This is a genomic window from Nocardia sp. NPDC058518 (assembly GCF_042719655.1).
In the GTDB taxonomy this organism is placed as follows: Bacteria; Actinomycetota; Actinomycetes; order Mycobacteriales; family Mycobacteriaceae; genus Nocardia.
The window spans coordinates 49,442-69,398 of record NZ_JBHXNJ010000030.1 but is presented as its reverse complement, the minus strand read 5'-3'; the positions used below and the strand labels follow the sequence as shown (position 1 = coordinate 69,398).

Annotated in this window: 16 protein-coding genes and 1 pseudogene; 4 read left to right on the top strand and 13 right to left on the bottom strand. The window is 66.9% G+C overall.

The window, feature by feature from the left end; translation table 11 throughout:
* Nucleotides 1-133: 133 nt before the first annotated feature.
* Genes ACFWPX_RS33560 through ACFWPX_RS33515 form a run of 10 tightly spaced genes read right to left on the bottom strand, consistent with a single transcriptional unit; the run spans nucleotide 134 to nucleotide 10,221 of the window.
* Nucleotides 134-433, bottom strand: a complete 300-nt coding sequence (locus ACFWPX_RS33560; RefSeq protein ID WP_378932215.1) for a hypothetical protein — start codon at nucleotides 431-433, stop codon at nucleotides 134-136.
* Nucleotides 430-3,126, bottom strand: a complete 2,697-nt coding sequence (locus ACFWPX_RS33555; RefSeq protein ID WP_378932213.1) for an RRQRL motif-containing zinc-binding protein — start codon at nucleotides 3,124-3,126, stop codon at nucleotides 430-432. Before ACFWPX_RS33555 ends, ACFWPX_RS33560 begins: the two co-directional genes overlap by 4 nt.
* A gap of 10 nt (nucleotides 3,127-3,136) precedes the next feature.
* The gene (locus ACFWPX_RS33550) at nucleotides 3,137-6,127 is read right to left on the bottom strand and encodes a toprim domain-containing protein (RefSeq protein WP_378932211.1); all 2,991 of its coding nucleotides are present in this window, start codon (nucleotides 6,125-6,127) and stop codon (nucleotides 3,137-3,139) included.
* Complete coding sequence (locus ACFWPX_RS33545) at nucleotides 6,124-6,927, bottom strand: DUF4913 domain-containing protein (protein WP_378932208.1); 804 nt, start codon at nucleotides 6,925-6,927, stop codon at nucleotides 6,124-6,126. Before ACFWPX_RS33545 ends, ACFWPX_RS33550 begins: the two co-directional genes overlap by 4 nt.
* Nucleotides 6,924-8,816, bottom strand: a complete 1,893-nt coding sequence (locus ACFWPX_RS33540; RefSeq protein ID WP_378932206.1) for a type IV secretory system conjugative DNA transfer family protein — start codon at nucleotides 8,814-8,816, stop codon at nucleotides 6,924-6,926. The genes ACFWPX_RS33545 and ACFWPX_RS33540 overlap by 4 nt, the downstream gene beginning before the upstream one ends.
* On the bottom strand, nucleotides 8,801-9,145 hold the full coding sequence (locus ACFWPX_RS33535) for a WhiB family transcriptional regulator (protein WP_378932204.1): 345 nt from the start codon (nucleotides 9,143-9,145) through the stop codon (nucleotides 8,801-8,803). Before ACFWPX_RS33535 ends, ACFWPX_RS33540 begins: the two co-directional genes overlap by 16 nt.
* Entirely contained in the window at nucleotides 9,142-9,390 is a 249-nt protein-coding gene (locus ACFWPX_RS33530) for a hypothetical protein (RefSeq protein ID WP_378932202.1), read from the bottom strand. Before ACFWPX_RS33530 ends, ACFWPX_RS33535 begins: the two co-directional genes overlap by 4 nt.
* Nucleotides 9,387-9,689 (bottom strand): hypothetical protein, encoded by a 303-nt coding sequence (locus ACFWPX_RS33525; protein WP_378932199.1) that lies wholly within the window; start codon nucleotides 9,687-9,689, stop codon nucleotides 9,387-9,389. Before ACFWPX_RS33525 ends, ACFWPX_RS33530 begins: the two co-directional genes overlap by 4 nt.
* A complete protein-coding gene (locus tag ACFWPX_RS33520) occupies nucleotides 9,686-9,991 on the bottom strand; it encodes a hypothetical protein (protein WP_378932197.1) in 306 nt (101 codons plus the stop codon). Before ACFWPX_RS33520 ends, ACFWPX_RS33525 begins: the two co-directional genes overlap by 4 nt.
* Complete coding sequence (locus ACFWPX_RS33515) at nucleotides 9,991-10,221, bottom strand: helix-turn-helix domain-containing protein (RefSeq protein WP_378932195.1); 231 nt, start codon at nucleotides 10,219-10,221, stop codon at nucleotides 9,991-9,993. The genes ACFWPX_RS33520 and ACFWPX_RS33515 overlap by 1 nt, the downstream gene beginning before the upstream one ends.
* Before the next feature lie 136 nt (nucleotides 10,222-10,357).
* Here ACFWPX_RS33515 and ACFWPX_RS33510 point away from each other — a divergent pair, with 136 nt between their 5' ends.
* The gene (locus ACFWPX_RS33510; RefSeq protein WP_378932193.1) at nucleotides 10,358-11,203 is read left to right on the top strand and encodes a GntR family transcriptional regulator; all 846 of its coding nucleotides are present in this window, start codon (nucleotides 10,358-10,360) and stop codon (nucleotides 11,201-11,203) included.
* Nucleotides 11,204-11,221: 18 nt separating this feature from the next.
* Nucleotides 11,222-12,169 (top strand): glycosyltransferase, encoded by a 948-nt coding sequence (locus tag ACFWPX_RS33505; RefSeq protein WP_378932190.1) that lies wholly within the window; start codon nucleotides 11,222-11,224, stop codon nucleotides 12,167-12,169.
* Between the two features lie 86 nt (nucleotides 12,170-12,255).
* On the opposite strand, the pseudogene ACFWPX_RS33500 reads toward ACFWPX_RS33505, so the two are convergent.
* A pseudogene (locus tag ACFWPX_RS33500) lies at nucleotides 12,256-13,090 on the bottom strand (recombinase family protein).
* Nucleotides 13,091-13,563: 473 nt separating this feature from the next.
* Here ACFWPX_RS33500 and ACFWPX_RS33495 point away from each other — a divergent pair.
* On the top strand, nucleotides 13,564-14,001 hold the full coding sequence (locus ACFWPX_RS33495; RefSeq protein ID WP_378932188.1) for a phage tail protein: 438 nt from the start codon (nucleotides 13,564-13,566) through the stop codon (nucleotides 13,999-14,001).
* Between the two features lie 815 nt (nucleotides 14,002-14,816).
* On the opposite strand, the gene ACFWPX_RS33490 is transcribed toward ACFWPX_RS33495, so the two are convergent.
* Together ACFWPX_RS33490 and ACFWPX_RS33485 are read right to left on the bottom strand one after the other, a co-directional pair.
* Nucleotides 14,817-15,899 (bottom strand): hypothetical protein, encoded by a 1,083-nt coding sequence (locus ACFWPX_RS33490; protein ID WP_378932186.1) that lies wholly within the window; start codon nucleotides 15,897-15,899, stop codon nucleotides 14,817-14,819.
* Between the two features lie 223 nt (nucleotides 15,900-16,122).
* The gene (locus ACFWPX_RS33485; protein WP_378932184.1) at nucleotides 16,123-19,137 is read right to left on the bottom strand and encodes a Tn3 family transposase; all 3,015 of its coding nucleotides are present in this window, start codon (nucleotides 19,135-19,137) and stop codon (nucleotides 16,123-16,125) included.
* 422 nt (nucleotides 19,138-19,559) lie between these two features.
* On the opposite strand from ACFWPX_RS33485, the gene ACFWPX_RS33480 reads away from it, so the two are divergent.
* Nucleotides 19,560-19,781 (top strand): hypothetical protein, encoded by a 222-nt coding sequence (locus ACFWPX_RS33480; RefSeq protein WP_364412501.1) that lies wholly within the window; start codon nucleotides 19,560-19,562, stop codon nucleotides 19,779-19,781.
* Nucleotides 19,782-19,957 lie beyond the last annotated feature (176 nt).

Sequence of the window (19,957 nt, the reverse complement as noted above, 5' to 3'; positions counted from 1 at the left end):
GGGCCGCTTATTTTTTGTCGTTTTTTGTTTACGCCCCCCAAACCCCCCCCCCCCCGCCCCAACCTCGCCCGGCCCCACCCCCCAAATCCCCCGGGGGGCCCCCCCCTTCTCATTGATGGCTACCGGCCGGTGGTCACAGCTCCTCGATACCGGTGGTGGCATCGGCGAAATACCGCACCGCACCGCTGGAAGTAACGCGCTTCCGCCACCCGCCAACACGGATGTATCCGGCGCGGCTCATCGCCTGGTCCAGCTCGTCGAGGCTGGCCGGCGCTGTCGAGTCCAGACGCACCGACTCCCACCAACTCGCCACGGTGCGACCGTGGAACGCGCCGTCGTGGGCGTCGTAGTAGACCTCACAGCTGTACAGGTCCGCTGCGGCGTCACCGTTGTCGAGGCGGGCGATGACGTAGAGATCGACGGTCTCGGTCACCGGCCGACCTCGGGGGTGTGGAGCTGACGACGGCCCGCGACCGCATGGTTTCGGGCTGGGACGGGGGTGCTGGCCGACTTGCCCCGGTCGCTGCCGGTCGACTTGCTGGCTCGCGCACCGCGAGAGCCGCGCGCGGAGGCCGCGGCCTGCTGCTGGGCGAGTGAGTCGTTGCGCTGGGTGACGATCTGCTCGGTGCGGGCCTGCCACTGGTTGCTGCGCTGGTGAGCGGCCTGCCCGAGCGCGCCGGCCTGGCGGGCGGTGGTGTCGATGTCGGCACGGATCGCGCCCATGCTCTCGGGACCGACTCCAGCCTGGACAAGGTGGCGCCCGAGCTCGGTGCGCTGGGCGACGAACGCCTCGCGCGCCTTGTCCACGCCCTCGGTCATCCCGCAGCCCACGTTGTAGAGGGTGTCGCCCATATGCCGGACCGAGGCCCGCACCGCCGAGGCGGCCTTCTCGGTCGGCTGTGCACCGCTACTTTCGACCTGTCGGGTCACCGCCTCGGCAAAACCGCGCTTGACCTGGGCGGCTTGGTCGCTGCTGCGCAGGTAGTCGAGGTCGACTTTGGTGCGTTCGTCGGCCCACATCATCTCCGGCAGCTGCTCTCGGCGTGAGATGTAGCCGATGTCGATGTCGTCGAGCACCGCGGTCAGCTGGGCCCGCTCGATCGGGGCCAGGCCCTTGCCCTCAACAGCGATGCCGCGCAAGTTATCCCGCGTGACTGCCATCCGCAGAATCCGCTCCCCGATGTCGTCGCTGACGCCGATCTGGTCGTACTCGTAGTCCTCCTCGACGAGGAAATCGGCCTCCATGTGCTGTTCTTCGGCATCGGTGGCATACATCTGGATTGCTTCGAGCAGCTGCTCGCGGTCGACGAACTCCGGCCAGGGGTCCAGGTCCGGCTTCTCCCCCGCCTTGATCGCACGCCCGATCGCGCGCACGGTCTCCTGGTCGGGCGGGCTCATCACCGCCAGGTCTTCGGCGACGAGCTGGGCCGAGGCGGACTTACCGGCGTAGCGGGCCAGCAGCGCACCCATCCGGCCCCGGGCCTCCACACCCGGATCGACCGACACCGGAGTGTCGAGCAGATCGAGGTCGCGAGTATCGCCGCGAAGGTAATCGACCGTGAAATCGACGATGGCACGGTCGGACTCACTGAGCTTGGCCTCGTCGAGATCGGCGGCCAGCCGTGCGCGCCGCTCGTCTTGGGTGGCGATGTGGGTCCGGGGTGCCTGTGGGTCGACTTCTTCGCCGGACCAGCGCTGCAACGCTTCCTCGACCGCCGCTTTTCCCGCGGGGGTGAGTGGGGCCGCGGCGAGGGCGCCCACCGCTGCCTGCTCGCGCGTCCACACGGCGGCGGCTTCGGCGTATTCCTGGCGGGCGGGGGCGTCGTGGCCGGGGTCGATGCGCACCGATCCGGTGATCGGGTCGACGATCACACCCCACGAGGCGGCGTAGGAGGCGATGAGTTGGTCGCCCCGCTCGGCCGCGAGCGGGGACTCCTCACGCCAGGTCAGCGCCTCGCCCAGCATCATCGAGCACGCATCGGGGTTGTGCCAGGGGATCTGTGCCATGCGCGCTTCGGCGCCGGTACGCGCGGCCGAACGAGCGACCTCGAGGTCTTCCTCGCTCGCTCCCTTTCGTGCAGCGCTCGCGAGCCGGGCATCGCGACGTTCGCGATCTTCTCGGGAGCGGTTGACCGCGACCAGGACGTGCAGCCGAGCCAAACGCTGACCGTGGCCGACCGGCTCAGGGCCGTCCCGGTGGTCGATTCGCGAGTAGTACAGGCTCCAGTGTTGGTCGTTATCGATCTCGCTGCGGTAGAGATGCAAGTGTTCCAGCAGGGCCTCACGCGCGGTCGCGATCTCGGTCGAGTCCTGTCCGCGACGGGCGGTGTTGAGTTCGGTCTCCAGCTCGTTGGCGCGCTCGTGCACAGTCAGCGCATCGGTGATCTCGCCTGCGGATTCGGTGGCGAAGTCACGGCCTGCGAGGTCTTCGCCGTTGATCGCCGCGGCGACGAGTGTTGCTGTCGCGGTGTCGATCCGGCCGTTTGCCGCCAGCGCTGCGGTGTCGGCGCCGATCGCAGCGAGCTCGGCGTCCTTCTGGTCGAATCGGTCGCCGGTGATCAGCACATCGCGCGCTTTCGAGCCCCGGCTCGGGCCGACGATGCCCTGGTCTTCGAGTCTGTCCATCACCGCCGATGCTTCGGCGTAGCCGATGCGGAGTTTGCGCTGCAGCATCGAGGTACTACCGAACTGTGCATCGACGACGAGCTCGGCGGCCTTACGCAGCAGATCCTGTGTGTTCTGGTCGTTGTTCATGGGGACTTCCTTTTCAGTGGGTGGTGGGGAATCGGTGGTCCAGCCCGGCCCTGGATCGCCGGGCTGGGTGAGATCGGCCTCGGTGAGGCCACGCCGCTGCGCGGCGCGGAGCTTGCGGCCCCGGACCGCCTTCCCGACGGCGCCGAGCTGGGCGGGGGTGGCCACACGCTTGGGTGGGGCTTGGGTGGAGTCGAAGAGTGCGGCCCAGATCCGGCGACCGCGCCCGCGACGACGGGTCTCGCGGACCATGACGGCGACGGGTTGCGCGCCGCCGGGGGCCAGGCCTGCCGCGCGCAGCTGGCGGCGGGTCATCAGGTGGGGCGGAGCAGCCCGCCACGGGTAGGTGTCGGGCTGCTCGTCAGGCGTTGTCATCGCAGAAACCTCATCGGCCCAAGCCCTTTTCGGGCCCGCGTCCCTTGCCTCGGTGGTGGGTGCGCGAGACACCCGCACCGGGCGAGGTACGGCGCTGACCACCACGGGCGTTGCGCACTGCCGCACTCGGCGGGCGTGCACGCCCGGCATCGGCGGCCATCCGCTGGGCCACCGAGTCCTCACTGACCCCAGCGGAACGAACGTCACGTTCGAGGTCCGCGCGACGTTCGTGGCTGTCGTAGTCCGGGCCCGCTGCACCAGCGGCCGCACCGGCCACCGAGCGGGCCACTACGACCGCGTCGCGGCGCTGCGCCCACCGGTCGGCAATGCGCTGGGCGGACTTGCCCGCACTCGCCGACTCCCCTGCCGCGGAGTCCAAGTGGTTCGCGACCTTGTTGCGCAGCGGCTCGGGCACGCCGACGGCGGCGAGTTTGGCGCCGAGCTGCTGGTCCAGGCCCAGACGTTCGTAGTCGGGCAGGGTGCCGTGGCCCCGACCCAGCTCGGTCTGGGCGTCGATCACGCGGCCGAGCTCGGTGCGGGCCCGCCGCACAGTGCCCTCGGGCGCCATATTCGACTTGAGCATCTGCTCGGCCTGGCGGCGGTGGGCGTAGCTGGTGTCACGGGCGATGTGGGTGGCCCGGTCGGCGTCCACGGCGGCCGCGGACCGATCATCGGCGAACAGCATGTCCGGGGTCTGGGTCTTCCCGGCCTCGATGTCGCGCATAACCGCGCTGATCTGGTCGCGCTCGTAGGTGTGCAATCCCTTGCCGGACTTGAGGGCCTTGGTGATGGCGCCGCGGTGCTTGGCGGCCTGGCGCATCAGCCCGGACGCGGCCGCGTCGTCGAGATCGGACGCCTTACCGGCGGCGAGCTCTGCTTGCGGGGCGAGGGTCGCGTACATGCGGATCTTGGTGGCCAGCTCGTCGCGGTCGACGTGGTCGGGCCACAACGCCGGGAACTCCGTGGTCGGGGCCTTGGTGATCGCGAGACCCCGATCACGGGCGGCGGCCTGGTCTTCGGGGGTCATCACCGCGATGGCCTCGCTCAGCCGCGTCCGGATCGACTCGGTCGGAGCACCGAGCTTGACCCGGTCCTGGAAGCGGGCCAGCAGCTCATCCACGCGCGGCTTGACCTCTTCGCCGGGGTCGACCAGCGCCTCGGGCAGTTTGCGCAGCTCGGCGGTGGGCTGCACCGCGCGGATCGCGGCGAGATCGGCCATCGGCACCACATCGCCGGGGCGGCCGATGTAGACAGCGACGAAACGCGCCTGGGTGCGGACCTTTTCGGGCACACCCTTGTCGTCCATGACCTTGCTCAGCTCGGTCAGCGCCTTGGCGCTGGGGTGGGAACGCCAGGTCTCGATCGCCGCGTACAGCTCGGCTTTGCGGTCCTCGTCGACCTGGGTGTTCGCGACGAGCTCCACCATCCGCTTCTGGGCGGTGGCCAGGCGGGCGGCGGCCGCGCGGTCGGACTCCGCGCTCATGAGCGCACTGGCCAAACCCGCGGTGGCTTCCGTGGCAGTCTCGGGGACGACCTCACCGGTGACCGGATCGATCCGGATGCCGAACCGCTGCTGCACCTGGTGGCTGAGCTGGGTCATCACCTGGGCGGCAACCTGGGAATCGTCGCGCCAGGCAGCCGCATCGACGATGGCCTCGGCCAACTGGGTGCGGGAGGCGTTGCCGAGGCCGGCGTCGGCGAGCTTGCTCAACCGCACCTCCACCGCCTTGCGCTCGGTGGCGTGGCGCACGGCGAGCTCTTCGGCTTCACGCTCGGACTTCTCGCGGGCGACCCGTTCGGCGTGGGCGCGCTTCTCCGCCTGTTTGCGGGCCATCTCGGTCAGCTGCTGCATGAACAGCCGCATGAACGCCGACCAGTTCGCACCGATGGAATCGACTTCGTCGGAGTGGGTCTGGGGGACATCACCAGAGGTGGCGAGCAGGTATTCGGGCACAGATCCTCCTGAGATTGCGGGGTCAGCAGATGGGGCAGCCGAGACGGCGGAGGTCTCGGCTGCGGGAGTGGAAACGGCATGTGCGGCAACAGCCGCGGGGCCTGGGGTATAGGGGTCCAGGTGCGGGACCGGGACCAGCTCACTGATGTCGTGGCCGCACATCAGGTGGTCGGTGAGGTCTTTGCCGGTGGCGGCCTGCACGACCCGCACGCGCCCGACCAGGCCCTGCAAGGTCGACATGACCCGGTCGGCGCGCCGGTATCCGGCGGTGTCGTAGTCAGCGACGATTACGACCGTGCTCGCGCCTTCGAGCCACTGGGAGTGCTCGGCGGTCCAGGCCACGGCGCCACCAACATTGGTGGTCGCGGTCAACCCCGCCGCGACGGCCGATCGCGCGTCCTTCTCGCCTTCGACGATGTAGACCACGCCGCCCTCGGCGACGGTTTCGAGGAGCTGCGGCAGCTGGTACGGCAGCGGCTCGAATCCGCCCGGCTCCATCGCCCCGGTGCTGGGGTTCCAGCGGCGCTGCCCGAAGTCTTTGTCACGCCCTCGCTCGAACTGGGCTTCCTTGCGGAAGACCTCACCGGCGACAGTGCCGTCGGCGCGCAGGTACGGGTAGGTCTCGACCTGCTTCCACGGCGAGAGACGACGCCCCAGATCGGGTTTCGTGGGCTGCTTGGGCGGCAGACCAGCTGCTTGCAGAGCACGATCAGAGCGCGAGGCCGGCCGCTGGGTCGGGCGGGGCCGATATGCGCTACGGCCCCGCCCAGCGGCGCGGTCCAGGCGCCGGTCGAACAGATCGCGAACCTCGAGGCCGACAGCTTCGAGGACGTGCTCGTTCTCGCAACCGGCGAAACACCGCACCACCGTGCGATGCTGGCGGTCGTCGTACTTGACGCCCAGTGACGGCTTGTGAGCTCGGCCATCACCTTCGTGGCTGGGGCAGCAGTACTGCGTCCAAGCACCCGAGGTCCGCCCTGGGCCGACCTTCGACTCCAGCGCGGCGGTGATCTTCTCCCACGACCCCTGGGGCGGCTGGCTGGTCATTCGCCGAACTCATCGATCGCGACCACCACACGGGCCCTGCCGGTCGAGGGCGCGGGCAGGATCAGACCCGAGGCCGTCACGCCGGGCTCGACATCGACATCGTGGGCGTGCCCGTCCTGGAACCAGCCCTGCGGCGCGGGCACGGTGGGCAGGACCTTCATCGACGGCCGGTGCCCGTCGGAGACGCTGCAGTACTTGAACACGCCCTCGGGGTCGAACAGGGCGGCCATCAGCGGATCGGCGAACTGGGTCCACCACGCCGCCATCTCCGAGCCCTCACCCAGGCGCATCTCCTCCCAGGCCATCCACAGCGCGTCCAGGCGGCCCACGGCCTCGGCGTGGTCCCACCACTGCGGGCACCAGCGGATCTTGCCCTCGGTGCCTTTCCGGGAGACCTCGCGCCGGTAGGTGTGGGCGATGTACTTCTCGACGAACAGGTCCAGGCGAGCGTGGTGCAGCTGGCGCGGCTTCTCCTCCGGTTCCGGCTTCTCTTCCGGCTCGGGCTCAGGTTCGGGTTCGGCCACGGCGGCGACAGCGGCGGCCGCGTCGGGGTTGACCGCGGCTTCGGCTTCCAGCAGTGCGGTTTCGCGCATCATCGCGATGACGTCCTTGGTTAGGAAGTCGTTGATCGCGCCTGTGGCGATTTCTTTGGCGGCGGCGGTGACCTGGGCGTTGACCGCTTTGCGGACCGCGCCCGACAGGGCTTCGGTCAGGTCGACGCCGCCGAGTACAGCAGCGGCCTGCTCAGCATCGGTGTCGGTGGGCTCGGTTGCGGTGGTGGTGTTTTCGGTGGTGGTCATGCGGACTTGCCTTCCTGGTGGGGGTTGGGGACGGCAAACAGCTGCGGCCGTGCCGGGGGCTGTGCGTTTTTGGCGAGATCGGCCAAAGCAGCGCGGATCTGGGGCGCGTAAGGGCGGTCCATCCACGGCACGGTGGCGCCGAGCATCGGGCGGTGACCGCTGATGAAGACCACGACCTTGCCCTTGGGCAGAGCGGCGAGATCGCTGGCGTGGAGGGTGATTTCGCTGGTGCGCGAGGTTGACACGGACTGCGACTTCGAGCCCTGGCCCTGACCGCGCGACTTCGACGTCGACGTCGTCAGCTCGTAGTGCGGGCCGATCAGCTCGGAGCGGTCACGCAAAAATCCGGCGTCGTCGAGACCGGCGCCGAGCACCTTGATGTTGGCCGCCGACCACAGCGCCAACATCCCGTCCGGGCCCCAGCAGCGCACACCCTGAGCCCAGGACTGCAGCACGGTCATCACGACGATGCCGCGAGATCCGAAGTGGGAGTATTGCTTCGGCAAGTCGCGCCATCTCACGATGTTGGCGGCCTCATCGAGCACCACCAGCAGAGGAACCGGCATCCGACCATTCGGGTACCGGGTGCCGAGCTGGGCACCGGCGAAGGTGATGGCCTCACACATCGCCGCCACCAGCGGGCCACCGGAGCCGGGGCCTTCCTTGCTCAGCGGGTAGAGGGTGTCGCGGCTGCGCACGAACTCGTCCACCTTGAACTCGCGGCGGTTGCGCTCACCCTTGGCCGGCGGGCACACCCACGGGCGCACGTGCGCGTACTGCAAGCACGACGCCATCTTCTTGGCGGTCGAGAAGATGCCGCTGCGCTGCTTGTCGGGGGCGTTGTACTGGTCCGAGAGCGCACCGGCGACCAGGTCGTATCCTGCCTCGCCGACGATGTCGATCGGCTCCTGCTCGGAATGCTTGGTCACCCATGCGAACACCTGCGTGATCGGGCGCTTGGCCAGCGCGGCCGCGAGGATCAACCCGGACAGCAGGCCCTCACCCTCGGGGTCGAAGAACGCATCACGGGAGTCGGCGTCACCACCAGAGGCGAAGTGCGCGGCCACCATCGCCGCCCGCACCTGTGCACCGGTGCCGCCGTCTTCACCAGCGACCCAGGCGATCGGATCCCAGAACCAGGTGCACGGTTCCTCTGCGACGCCCTGGGGGTCGAACACGTGCACGTCGCCGCGCTCGGAGCGGATCGTGCGGGTCGCGTCGACCACGTCGCGCTTGTTGCTGGTGCACACGACCGCGCCGATGGCCTCCACGACCGCGGGGATCACGCGCGAGGTCGACTTGCCCGATCGCGGGCCCCAGATGTCGAGGTGAAGGTCTTCGTAGCTGCCGTAGATGGTCGCGCCACCGACCACGTTGCGCGCCACCGTCACACCGGGGGCGTCCTGGGCACCCATCTGCACGCCCAGCTGCGCGGCCTTGGTAGCGACCGAGGCGTGCGTCAGGTCGGCGAGTTCCCTGCTGTCGGCCATGTAGCGGGCCTGCGCATCGACCGCATGGCGGGCGATCTTGGCCTCGGCGCGCTGTCCTCGGCGCTGCACGCGGCGGGACGAAACCTCGTGGCACTTGCGGCACGCGGCACGCCAACCCCACACCGACCCGACCGCGCCCGCGACCACGGTCGCAGCCAGGGTGACCGCACCGCCGGTGGCTGCACCGGTCCAGTGCAGCTGCCCAGTGCCGAGGTTGATCGCCAGCGCGATCGGGTTCCACGGCACGTTCTGTTGCTGCACATCGGCATAGAGGGCCTCACCGAGAGTGATGCTCGTGCGGGTCGCGACCGTGAGTCCTGCGCCAGCGCCCACAGCGATCAGTTCCTTCCACTCGTCGAAGGCCGTGCTGGAGCCGGGGTCTTTCACGCGGCGGTCCATGCCGCACCTCCTAGGTCGCTCAGGAACCCATCACCGGCGGCGATCGCGGCCAGCTCCTCGACGGCGGCCGCGCGAGCGACGGCGTAGCGCTTGCCTGCCGGCGGGGGCGTCAGCACACCGGCCACGACGGCTTCGGTGATCAGTCGGTCCGCGACCAGCGGGCCCGCCCAGCTCGCGCACTGGCGCAGCACCGGGCAACCCCTGCACAGGCGCTGCGCGCGGTCGAGGGTGTCGAGGTCGAACGGGCCCGGGAAGAACACATTCGTCGGCACGTTGTTGCAGGCCCGGTCAGCGGAAAACGCAGGGTCGCGCGGGGTTTCGACGCTCATCGCGGCTCACCCCCGGCAGGGGCATCGCAGAACGCCGCGCACACCGCACGGGTCGGTGTCGGCACGGTGGAGACCTGCACCGGTGCGTCGGGGTGGCGGTGGCTCGGGAACGCCAGGGTCACCGCGATCATGACCAGCACCGCCAGCACGATCAGCGCACCGAACGCTGCGGCCATTGCCCCGATGGGGTTGCTGGTGCCCGCACCGGGCCCGACCGGGACGTAGATGTCGACGTAGCGGTTCATGCCTGTACTCCCCGCACCCAAGTGAGCAGCTTCGGGTCGGTGACCAGGGCGTAGAGCTTCGGATCGGCCAGGCGGTCGGCGTCGATGCGCTGCACTCGTGCCGACGTGGTCTGCGCACCGTCACGCACGACCACCCGGTAGGAGACCTGGCAGCGGGCGCGGCCCTTGGCGTCGGTGGTGGGCTCGGCGAAATCGGTGACCAGCAGGACGCGGGCGCCGTCGCGGTAGATGTCGGTCCACAGCTGGCCGACGGCGAGCTGCACATTCTTGGTGGTGGTGAAGGTCTTCATCGCGGTCACGCCCCGACCGGCATGGCCATGTAGCCCAGTGCCTCAGCAGCGGTCAAACCCAGTACGGCAGACCACCTCTCGACCTCGGGCTCGGTCGGGGCGACGGCGATCTGCATCGCGGCCGTGGCCTGCTCGCGGGTCAGGTGGCGGCCCGGCAGGTAATCGACGACCCAACGGTCCTGGCCGACGAAGTCGGCGTGGTGCTCGGTTGCCTCGCTGACCATGTGCCCGGAGACGACGTGCACTGCGGGGATGGTGGGAGTTGCTGCGCGACGCCAGATGTCGCGGCTCCACGTGGTCGGGATGTTCATCAGTGGTCACCGCTCACGGTCGCGACGGGCTGAACGAGACTCAGAAGCTCGCTACGTCGCACGCGGTAGTGACGGCCGTTGAGAAGCCATCCGCGCAGGTCGCCCGCTTTGATCCAGTTCTTGATGGTCTTCGCGTCCACGTGGACGAGGGCGGCTGCCGTACTCGCGGGGATCAGGTCTTCTGGGATCAGATCCCCGGGGCTCGAAGCGGCGGAGAGATCGACAGTCATAAGGGCCTCCTGCTGCGGTAATTCCGGAACTTTCCGTGATGCCTATGCAGGTTCATGGTGCATCAACCTGCATAGGCAGGTCAAGAGTTGAATAGGTCGCTTATGCAGGTTTTAGGCAGGTTCTATGCTGATAGGCATGAGCGCGATCGACCCTGACGACCCCCGCCCGCCTAGGCGGCAGCTCGCTGACCTGCTACGCGCCGCGATCATCACCGGAAAGGTGAAGCCAGGAGAGAAGCTGCCGAGCGGCCCCGAACTCGCTCAGCGGTACGGCGTGTCGAAAGTGACTGCGCAACAAGCAGTTGCCGAACTCCGCACCGAGGGGCTGGTCTTCAGCCGCGCCGGCTCCGGAGTGTTCGTGAAGGAACGCACAAGCAAGCCGGTCGGACTACGACCTCACCTCGAGCGCGCCTTCGTCGAGCCGAAGGTGACAGTGGACTTCGCCGGATTCGCTGCTGAGACCCTGCACGGCGCTATCTCCGAGCCGCTGGACAAGATCCGCGATGGGCGATTCCGGCCCCAGTCGATCGACGTGCGAATCCTCGTCCCGGACCCGGGAATGCCGTGGTCGCTCCCCTCGCGGGCCTCGGACCTCGCAGACAGTCCTGCGTTCCGTCGCCGGATGCAACGGATCATGGAGCGCCACGCCTTCGGCATCCACGATGAAGTGCTGGAACTCAAGCGAATCGGACTGATCGAGTCCGCGTCTGTGCAGATCCGCGTCTACCCGGCCGCACCTCTGTTCAAGCTCTACGTCATCAATCAGATCGACGCCTTCTTCGGCTTCTACCCCATCGAGGAACACCAGCTGCCGCTCGACGGTGAGGACACCGTGATGCTCGACCTGGTGGGTAAGAACGCCACCCTGTTCCACCTTGAGAACGATCAAGCTGATCGGGACTCGTTCCAATCCCAGTTCATCGGGGAGTGCCAGCGCTGGTTCGAGAGCGTCTGGAAAATCGGCCGCGATCTCGAACCGTAGAAACGAGACAGTATGTCGATGCCTACCACCGCCCTCGGCGTAGTGATCGTGACCTACAACAACGCGGCTGATCTGCCTCAGTGTCTGGATGCACTCCAGTCCAACGCGGGTGAGGCATGGGTGGTCGTACGAGACTGCGGCTCATCGGATCAGTCGATCAAGATTGCCGAGCGGCACCCGGTAGTGAACCGGGTCATCGCCGGGACGAACGTGGGTTTTGGAGCGGCCTGCAACGAGGCAGTGGACAGCCTCGGGCCCGACGTACAGATGGTCCTGCTGCTGAATCCGGACACAGCGATCGACTGCGATCTGGCCGATCTACTCGAATACGTCGCGCGGTTCGGCGAATTCGGATGCGTCGGTATCCAGCAGCGGTCACTCGACGGCGACCTCGTTTGGTCCTGGGACGAGTTCCCCAATGTGCCGTTGGAGTGGCAAAAGGCCAGGCAGAAACCACTGTTGCAACGCTCCCCTGCGGGCTACGTCGGCGACCGTCGGGTCGACTGGAACATGGGTGCGTTCCTACTCATCCCCCGATCGGCAATCGCTCTCGTCGAGGGATTCGATGAACGGTTCTTCCTCTTCTACGAAGAGATCGACCTTCAGCAGCGCTTGGCACGCGTCGGCCGCCCGACCTACTACGTCAACAGATTCCACTACCAACATGACCGAAGCGACAAGGCCACCTTGTGGCGCGAAGTACTCCGCCTCAACTCCAGGCGGGCATACGACCGGAAGTGGCTCACCCCGTTCGAGACCCTGCAATGTCAGGTCGCGCAGTCCTGCCGATGGATCCAAGATGCCGTCCGTCCACAGCGGGAACGTGACCGGCGACTGGTCATCCCGCGGCTGCTTGCAACCTGGGGACTCATACGCGCGGTCGTTCCGCCTGAAGCGATCGAGGGCGAGCTCGACTCTTGGTGTTCTGTACGCCCGTTCTGGGCACGGAGGTTCGGGAGCATCTAGGGGCGTGAGGATCTGGCAGTAGCAGGGGTTCCGGTAGTAATCGCCGAAAATCGGGCGGATATGGCCTAGCGCTGCGAGTTCGGCGACTACGCGGCGTCGTCGGGATCGGGCTCTGGTCCGGCATCGCCGCCCATGCTCTGGTCGTGATCGCGCAGCAGCCGCATCACGGTGGCCGGCGAGGGCGGCTGGCCCCTCTTCTTCCCGGTGGTGATGACCAATCGCTCGGCGATGTCGCGCAGGCTGTGGTTGCTCGCGCGCAGGTGCAGCGCCATCGAGAGCATGGTCTCGTCGACAACGGAGACCCCGCCGATGGATTTGCCGCGCCCGCGGGCGGATTCGTGGCCTTCGAGGGTGCGGTCGCGGATGTATTCGCGTTCCATCCCGGACAGGGCGGCCAGTACGGTGAACACCACCCCGGACGGGTCGTGGGAGCCCTGGAGTTCGCCGGTGAGGAACTCCAGGCCGATGTCAGCTGCCTTGAGCTGCTCGGCCAGCGCGGCCGAGGCGTTTGTGTTCGTGCACGACCAGGGTGACCGCGGCGCCGGAGGCGCGGATCTCGCGGGCCAGGGCGACGGCGCGGTCGAGTTCGGGGCGGGTCTGGGCGCGGGTGGAGATCTTCTCGGAGAAGATCCGGCCGATGCCGGCGGCGCGCAGGGAGTCGAGTTGGGTGTCGAGGGACTGGCGCACGGTGGAGGCGCGGGCGTAGCCGATGCGTACGTGCGCGCTCGATTCGGCGGCGGCCGCGGGCGGGCGCGGCAGTTCGGTCCACACCGTTCCGGGCTTGCGCAGCGCGGGGGTGGCGACGTTGAGGACCTTGGCGAGCGAGGGCACGAGACGGAAGCGGGCGGTGTGGTAGCCGATGGCGACTTTGCCCTTGCCGGTCCGGCACGGTGACCCGGCCGGGGCGGCGCAACTTGACATCGGGCAGTCGTGGGCCTCCACGCGGAGGAAATCGTCGTCGCTCACCCGAAAAGTGTTTCATGGGTATGTTTCAACACGCCAGATCTATGCACCGTCCTATGAAACACCGAATGTCCTGGACGGCCAACGGATTTCGCGGTGTTTCATGGGTGATCACCTATGAAACAACGGGGTAGTTCATCACGCCCGCGAACTAGACTTCATGCAGTCGACGGCTGGTGGACTCGAGATGCCTACTTGGCGTGTGGGGTGCAACGGTGCGAAAAGTCGCGCTAAGCCGTTCGGATGCCGCCGAGGACGCGAGTGAGCACAAACAGTCCACTCGTGGTCCGGCTCTCCGGAACCTGTTCCGGACGCCCCCGCGGCGGGCACTCGATGACGTGATGCGGCGGGCTGGCGTGTCCGGGCGTGAGGACTGCTCGCAGCGAATACGCTTGCGGCTGTTACCAATACGACGTCCTAGGAGCGCCACCGTGACCAACGCAGCTGTTCCCGCACCCGTGCCGACCTACCGCTACCGGTGCACGATCGGCGATGAATCCGTCGCTTTCAACTCCGTCTCAGGACTGGAACTCAGCGTAGACGCGATCGAATACAAGGACGGCTTTGGCAACTGGTTCCAGAAGCCAGGCGAGCGGTCGGAGCTGAACATCACCCTGCGCCGGGGCGCACCGGGAAGCGTAAGTGGGGTCTGGAAACAGTGGGCCGAAGGAGTCGGCAACAACGACGTGGACAAGCGCGATCTGTCGATCGCCTTTACCACTGAGGACGGCTCGGGGTGGGTGGTCGCCTGGCACGTGTGCGATGCCGTTCCTACCAAGGTTTCCGTCGATGACCTCGACGGGGACGGCACCTACGAGTTCGAAGAACTTTCGCTGCTGGCATCACGAATGACCGTGGCCTTCTCCTGAATTCGTGCTGTGGAATTCGGTTACTCATATCGGGCACTGGCAGCGTTGCGTGAACAGGACTACCCGGTAGGACGCCGCACGGCTGTCAAGCCCGTGGGGCCCAGTTGGCCGAAGAGTTGTGGTAAGCACTGTTCCTGAGCGTGCTCGACTCAAGATGCTCGCATCAGATGCAAGATTCCTTCATCTGATGAAGCCGGTTACCCGGCTACCGCAGATAATTCGCAGAGTCGGCCCACGTCATCAGCCACATCCACCCAGCTCACACAAGCGGTTACCGCAGATAATGTGCCTTTATCTGCGGTAACCGCCTTAGCGCGACTTTTCGCAGACCTGGACCCCGCACGCCTACTTGCACTTGGTGACCGCTTCGGGATTCCGGGGCCGTGTATGCGCTGGTCCATCGCTGGTTGGCGGGCGACGGTGCGGCCTCGGATCTGTTGCCGCGCCGCTCGTCCGGCGGCAGCAGCGGGTACGGCCCCCGGGCGAGGTGGAAGAGATCGTCGGCAAGATCCTCTATGCCCGGTAGCTGACCGGCAGAAGTGTTCGGTCACCGTGATCCGCCGCGGGTGCCGGATCGCCGCGCTCGAGCCGCTGGCGCGGGCGGCGGTGACCCGGGTTGGACCCGGGTGAAGGCCACCACCGCCTTCACCCGGGTCGACCGAGGTGAATAACAGCCATCACCAGCGACCGCACCTGAGCACAGGCACCACCGACCCGAATCCAGCCAGAGTCAGAGGGTTTCGGTCCTCGAATCAGATGCGGTCGCCACGTCATCGCAAAGCGTAACGACTGCTTGAACTACATCTCCGTCACGCCTATTGGCGCGCGCCTTGAACCAACGGCGTATCGCAGTCGCCCAGGTCCAGGGTTACGGAGATCTGCTTGGAGATCTCGTTGACAGTAGGTGTGCCGGCTTTGGCCTGCTTGAACACGCTCCACAGGAACATGCCGCCACCACCTTGGGCCTTGACCGCTTTGGCCAGCGATTCGACCTCCGCCAGCGTGATTACATGGGCGTTCGGCGCCCCTTCCGCCGGCCATGCCTCGGGTGCGACTTGGACACCCAGCAGGATGGGTCGCTTGAAGTAATTCTGGTAGGCGGCCAGGGCCTCCAGCGGGTCATATGCGGTGCTGGCGTCATAGGCCATGATGTTGAGTCGGGTGATCTTTTCGGCCACGTCCGAGCGCAGCAGGGCGAGCGAGGTCCCGGTGAAGGAACACAACGGTTGGGAGTTGGCCCACTGCCCCTCGCCGTAGGCACCCACGTGGAAAACCGAAACCGAGAGAGTCGATCCCGGGGGCAGCCCCTGGGCGATTGCCCCCACTGTCCTGACGTACTCCTGATCCGTGCTACACGTATACGTCCCATTCCCGGGTACGCACCCCGGGTCTGTTGGCTCATAGCCGACATCGACACCGTCGAGGCCGAAGTCGCTGACGAAATCGGCAATCGCGGTCACGTTCAGCCCCGCCCAGTTGCGGTAGTCGGCGCCGCCGATCCCGAGGAGCACCTCGACACCGGGATTACGTTGGCGCAGTAGGGACACCGCATCGCGCACGACAGTCACATCGTATGAAAAATGGATGCCGGTCCCCTGAAACGAATAGCTGCCCTTGGCGTACTGCGCGTCGGGCCGCATGTAACACAAGATGATCGTGCCGACGTAAGCTGGAAGGTTGGCCAGCTTCGCCTGGTATGGGTCGCTCACCCAGGGGTCGGCCCAGGACTCGTAGTAGACGGCATAACGAAACGGTGTCGACGACAAAATATCTCCCTTGGGAAATGGTTCGGCGAACTGCTCATCTGACGCCGACCATCGTCTCAGACCCCCCGTTCGCGACCTCACGGTGTTCGAGATGACGAAACCGCCAGCGTCACAACGCTGCTCGTAGCTCACCGAAGAACAACGATCGGTCCGCCCCACGAGCCGCTGAGCGTGACTTTCTCGCCACTGGACCTCACGGGCCTCTACCTGCTCGCGACCTACCGCCGACAGGGTCGTGACGATCTCGCAGCGGCCCTGTCGGACGATCTCCCTGGATGAGGTCTGGCAAGACTGCGATATCACCGGAGGTATCGGAGCAGCCCGATGCCGAACAGCGCAACGACTGATTCGATGCTCAGAACAGAGTGTCGCGTACCCGCAGGGGCCGGTACCCGGTCGGACCGAGCTGAGCGAGTTCACCCTCGATGTCGACCTCGATCGCGCCGAAGAAGTTGATGTTGGCGCTGTGCGCCGGGCTGATGTGGGCCAGGACCTCGTCGTCGATGCGCTGCCCAGCCCGGCGCATCTGCTCCACAGCCAGCCCGTAATACTCGGTGGTCCAAGCGATCACGGCATTCGTCGCCAGGGTCAGGCACCAGGCCTGTTCAGCCTGCTGCTCGAGGTGACGGGCCCGAATCATGCCCTCGTGCGCGTAGAGCAGGTCCCGGCGCAGCGCGTGCAGCGATTCGCCCTTGTTGAGCTGACGCGAGATCTTGCGGCGATAGTCCGGGTCGGAGAGATATTTCGCGGCGTAGATCGTGCGCCGCAGCGCCCCGTACTCCTTCAGCGCCGCCGCGAGGGTGTTCTGGCGTCCGGAGGCCGAGAGCTTGCCGACCAGCAGAGACGCGGTGGCGTGCCCGAACTTCAGCGAGCCGGCCAACCGCAGCAGGTCATCCCAGTGCCCAGCGATCAGATCCAGGTTCAGTTTCCGGGTCAGCAACGGACCCACCTGCACGAACCGGGCCTCCGCGTCGGCGCGGGACTCGCACCGATACAAGGTGATGCGGCCAAGGTCGCGGATCCGCGGCGAAAGCTGCATCCCCAGCAGGTCGAACAGCCCGAAATTCACGAGCGTGACCCCGTGAGTGTCGGTGGCGTGCTCGGTGATCGGCAGATCCGTTGCGTTGCCGAGGATTTCGTCGAGCACGTAGTGGGCTTCGCGTTTGGTGGCGACGATGACCTTGGTGCCGTAGGTGGCGTGCTGATCGGTGACATGGGTGTAGGTCGACAGGCCCTGGTCGGCGAAGTAGCGGCTCATCGGCCGCGCCGTGGTCGACTTACCGCGCGTGGGGAAGCGTTGCCCGTCACTGGAAGACAGGGTGCCCGTGCCGAACACCGAGGTCAGCGGCAGCCGCTGGTGATAGTCGATCAGCACCACATTCGCCGCGCGCAGGGTTTCCTCGCGCACATACCATTCGTTGGTCCAGGACAAGATGTCGTAGGTGATGCCGCAGGCCTCGGCCATCCGCGTCAACCCCAGGTTCGTCGAATGTGCGAGCAGCACCGCGATCAGGTTGCGTTTCAACTCCGGGCTGCGGGTGGCTTGGCCGCCGGCGTGGGTGAAGCAGTCCAGGTAGCCGGTGCGCTTGTCCAGCTCGATCAGCAACGACACGATCGGCGCGAACGGCAGCATCTCTGTCAGCTCGGCCTTGAGCGAGACCGCCTCGGCCGGAACATCTTCGGCCGTCAGTGGCGAGATGATCAGATCACCGGTCTCGTCCAGGCGCACCGGACCGTCCCCCTCGACCAGCACGGTCTCCAGCTCGGCGAGCGCGGCGTGCAGCTCGTCGACGACTGCGGCCAAGGCGACGCCGGGATCGGCGGCCCGGCCGACCAGACGGCAGAACTCCTCACGTTGCGGTTCCCACTGATCGGCGGTGAGTAGGTAGGCGGCGGGGTCGGCGTAGCGGCGCGAGCCGGGCACGAACACATCCCCGCTGCGCAACCCGTCGCGTAGCCCGAGCAGCACGCACAGCTCCCAATAGTGCCGATATGCCGTGGCGCTACCGGTCGTTCGGGCCGCATCGAGGTAGCCGCGCCATTTCGTCGGCACGAACCCGGTCGGGGCATCGTCGAACACCTTGCGCCGCCCGGTGGCGTTGAGTTCGCGCAGCATCGCAACCGCGATCAGCAGCTCAGTCGCGGCAGTGCCGCCGGCGAAGCGCACCGTCTCGAGCACCGCCGGAGTGAACTGACGCAGATAGTTGTAGCTGGAGTCCAGGGCGGCTAGATGCCCGTGATCGCGGGGAAGGCGCGGTTTGGCCTGGGCGAGTGCGGCGCGCAGGCGTTCCCACCCGATCTTCTCGCCGCGGATCAGCGCGCCGATCTCCTCATCGGCGACCGCCGGGTCGGTGACGATTTCTAGGAGATCATCGAGCAGGACTTGGCGGTCTTCCCCGGACTTGCCGCGCTCGGCGAGTTCCTGCTGCATCTTGCGTTCGGCGGCACCGAATTTCGCCGAGATCGCCTGATCGAACAACGCCACGACCTCGTCGAGCACGTCGGTGCCGGACTGAGCGAGCACGGTGAGCAGGATTGGATACCGGCGCTGCGGGTCGCGGCGCTCGAGGGCTTGCGGGGTCAGCCGGCGGCCCATCGCGGCCAGGAACCGGCGCCGCTCGGCGGGCAGCACCGACATGTCCAGGCGATCGGCACCCAGGCCGCGCAGGAACGCCAGCTTGTCGACCTCGGCGCGCACCGCCGCCGCTGACGCCTCCACCGGGCCGGTCGACAGCCACCGCAACCGCGAGATCCCCAGCGAGGCGTCGGTGATCAGCAGCGCGTCCAGCTGTGCGCAGCGGTCCGGGGTGAACTCGTAGGAGAGCCGGTCGTAGGTTTCGGTTTGGGCTTGGTGGCGGGCGTGGGCGACGCGTTCGACCACGGTGACCGGACCGGGCCGGATCACCCGCGCCGAGATCAGGTACTCGCATCCCAGCCGGAACAGCAAGGTCGGCGAATCGTGTTCCATCGCCCGCGCGAGCAGGAACTCGTCGAGTTCCTTGAGTTCGAGCTGCCCGGCCGGCCGCCAGCCCAGATATTGCGCGGCCAAGCGTACGTGCTCGGTACGGGTCTTGGTCCGGCGCCCGTACGCGCCGATCTCCACCGGATCCACCCGCAGTTGCTCGGCGATGCGGGCCACCGCCACCGGTGGGGCCGTGGTGAGGCGGTCGGGCACGAACCCCAGCCACGGCAGCGTGCACAAGGCGATCGCCAGCCCGAGCCGCTCGGCCGGGCCCCGGCCGCGGCCGGGATCCACGAACGCCAGATCAGCCGGGGTCAGGGTGAAGTACCGGAACAGCTCCTCGCGGCTGATCTCCGGGAATCCCCGCAGACGTTCCAGTTCCTCGTCCGCGAACATCCGCGTCGCCACGAACCCCAGCCTCCATCAGTGCCGACCAACAACATCATCGGCAGCCAAGCACCTACCCGACCCACGCGCATCTCGAACACGAAAAATGGTGTCTACCAGGCGGCTACGCCATATCCGCCCGATTTTCGGCGAATGCTACGGCTACCCCTAGCACGAGTCGAACTGGTCCTCGACTCGAAAGACGTCTTTACCGCACTCGATCGCTCATCTGAGGCATCAAACCCCTTATGCCTCAGATGAGCCCGGGTCGCTGGCGCATGCCAGAGCGCGGTCACTCTCGATCGCACTGGGAGGCAGGCAGATGTCACACACGCTGTGTGACATGCGGTCCTTGCCCTTCGATCCCCGGACAATAATGCTGATCGAAGGGAAATCGGCGCGCCGATACCCCTTTTCAGAAAAACTCATGTAGGAATACGTGTATGTCGACCACATCTTCCCGGCGCGGCCGCCCCTCCAAGGGCGACAGAGTCGTGTCGATAACAACCCGCCTCCCTGCCGAGGTCCGAGAGGACGTGGACCGGATCGCTGCGGAGACAGGGTCGACCGTTAGCCAAGTCATCGCGGACCTGGTTTCGCGCGCAGTTGGACGAACTGACCTCGTTCTCGAGTTACAGGATCCGCTACCGGGGCTCGCCAGCTAATCTGCTGGGCGCCGTTAGCGACTCTCAAAGGAGCACACGCACGGTCGTAACCATCCAGGCGGCACCCGCCTGACCCACACAACCTAATAACGCGAAAAAGCCCCCGACGTAGCAGGTCGAGGGCAATCGCATCCCGAAGGGATCATGTCTTTGCAGGACAGCCCCCAGGATAACGC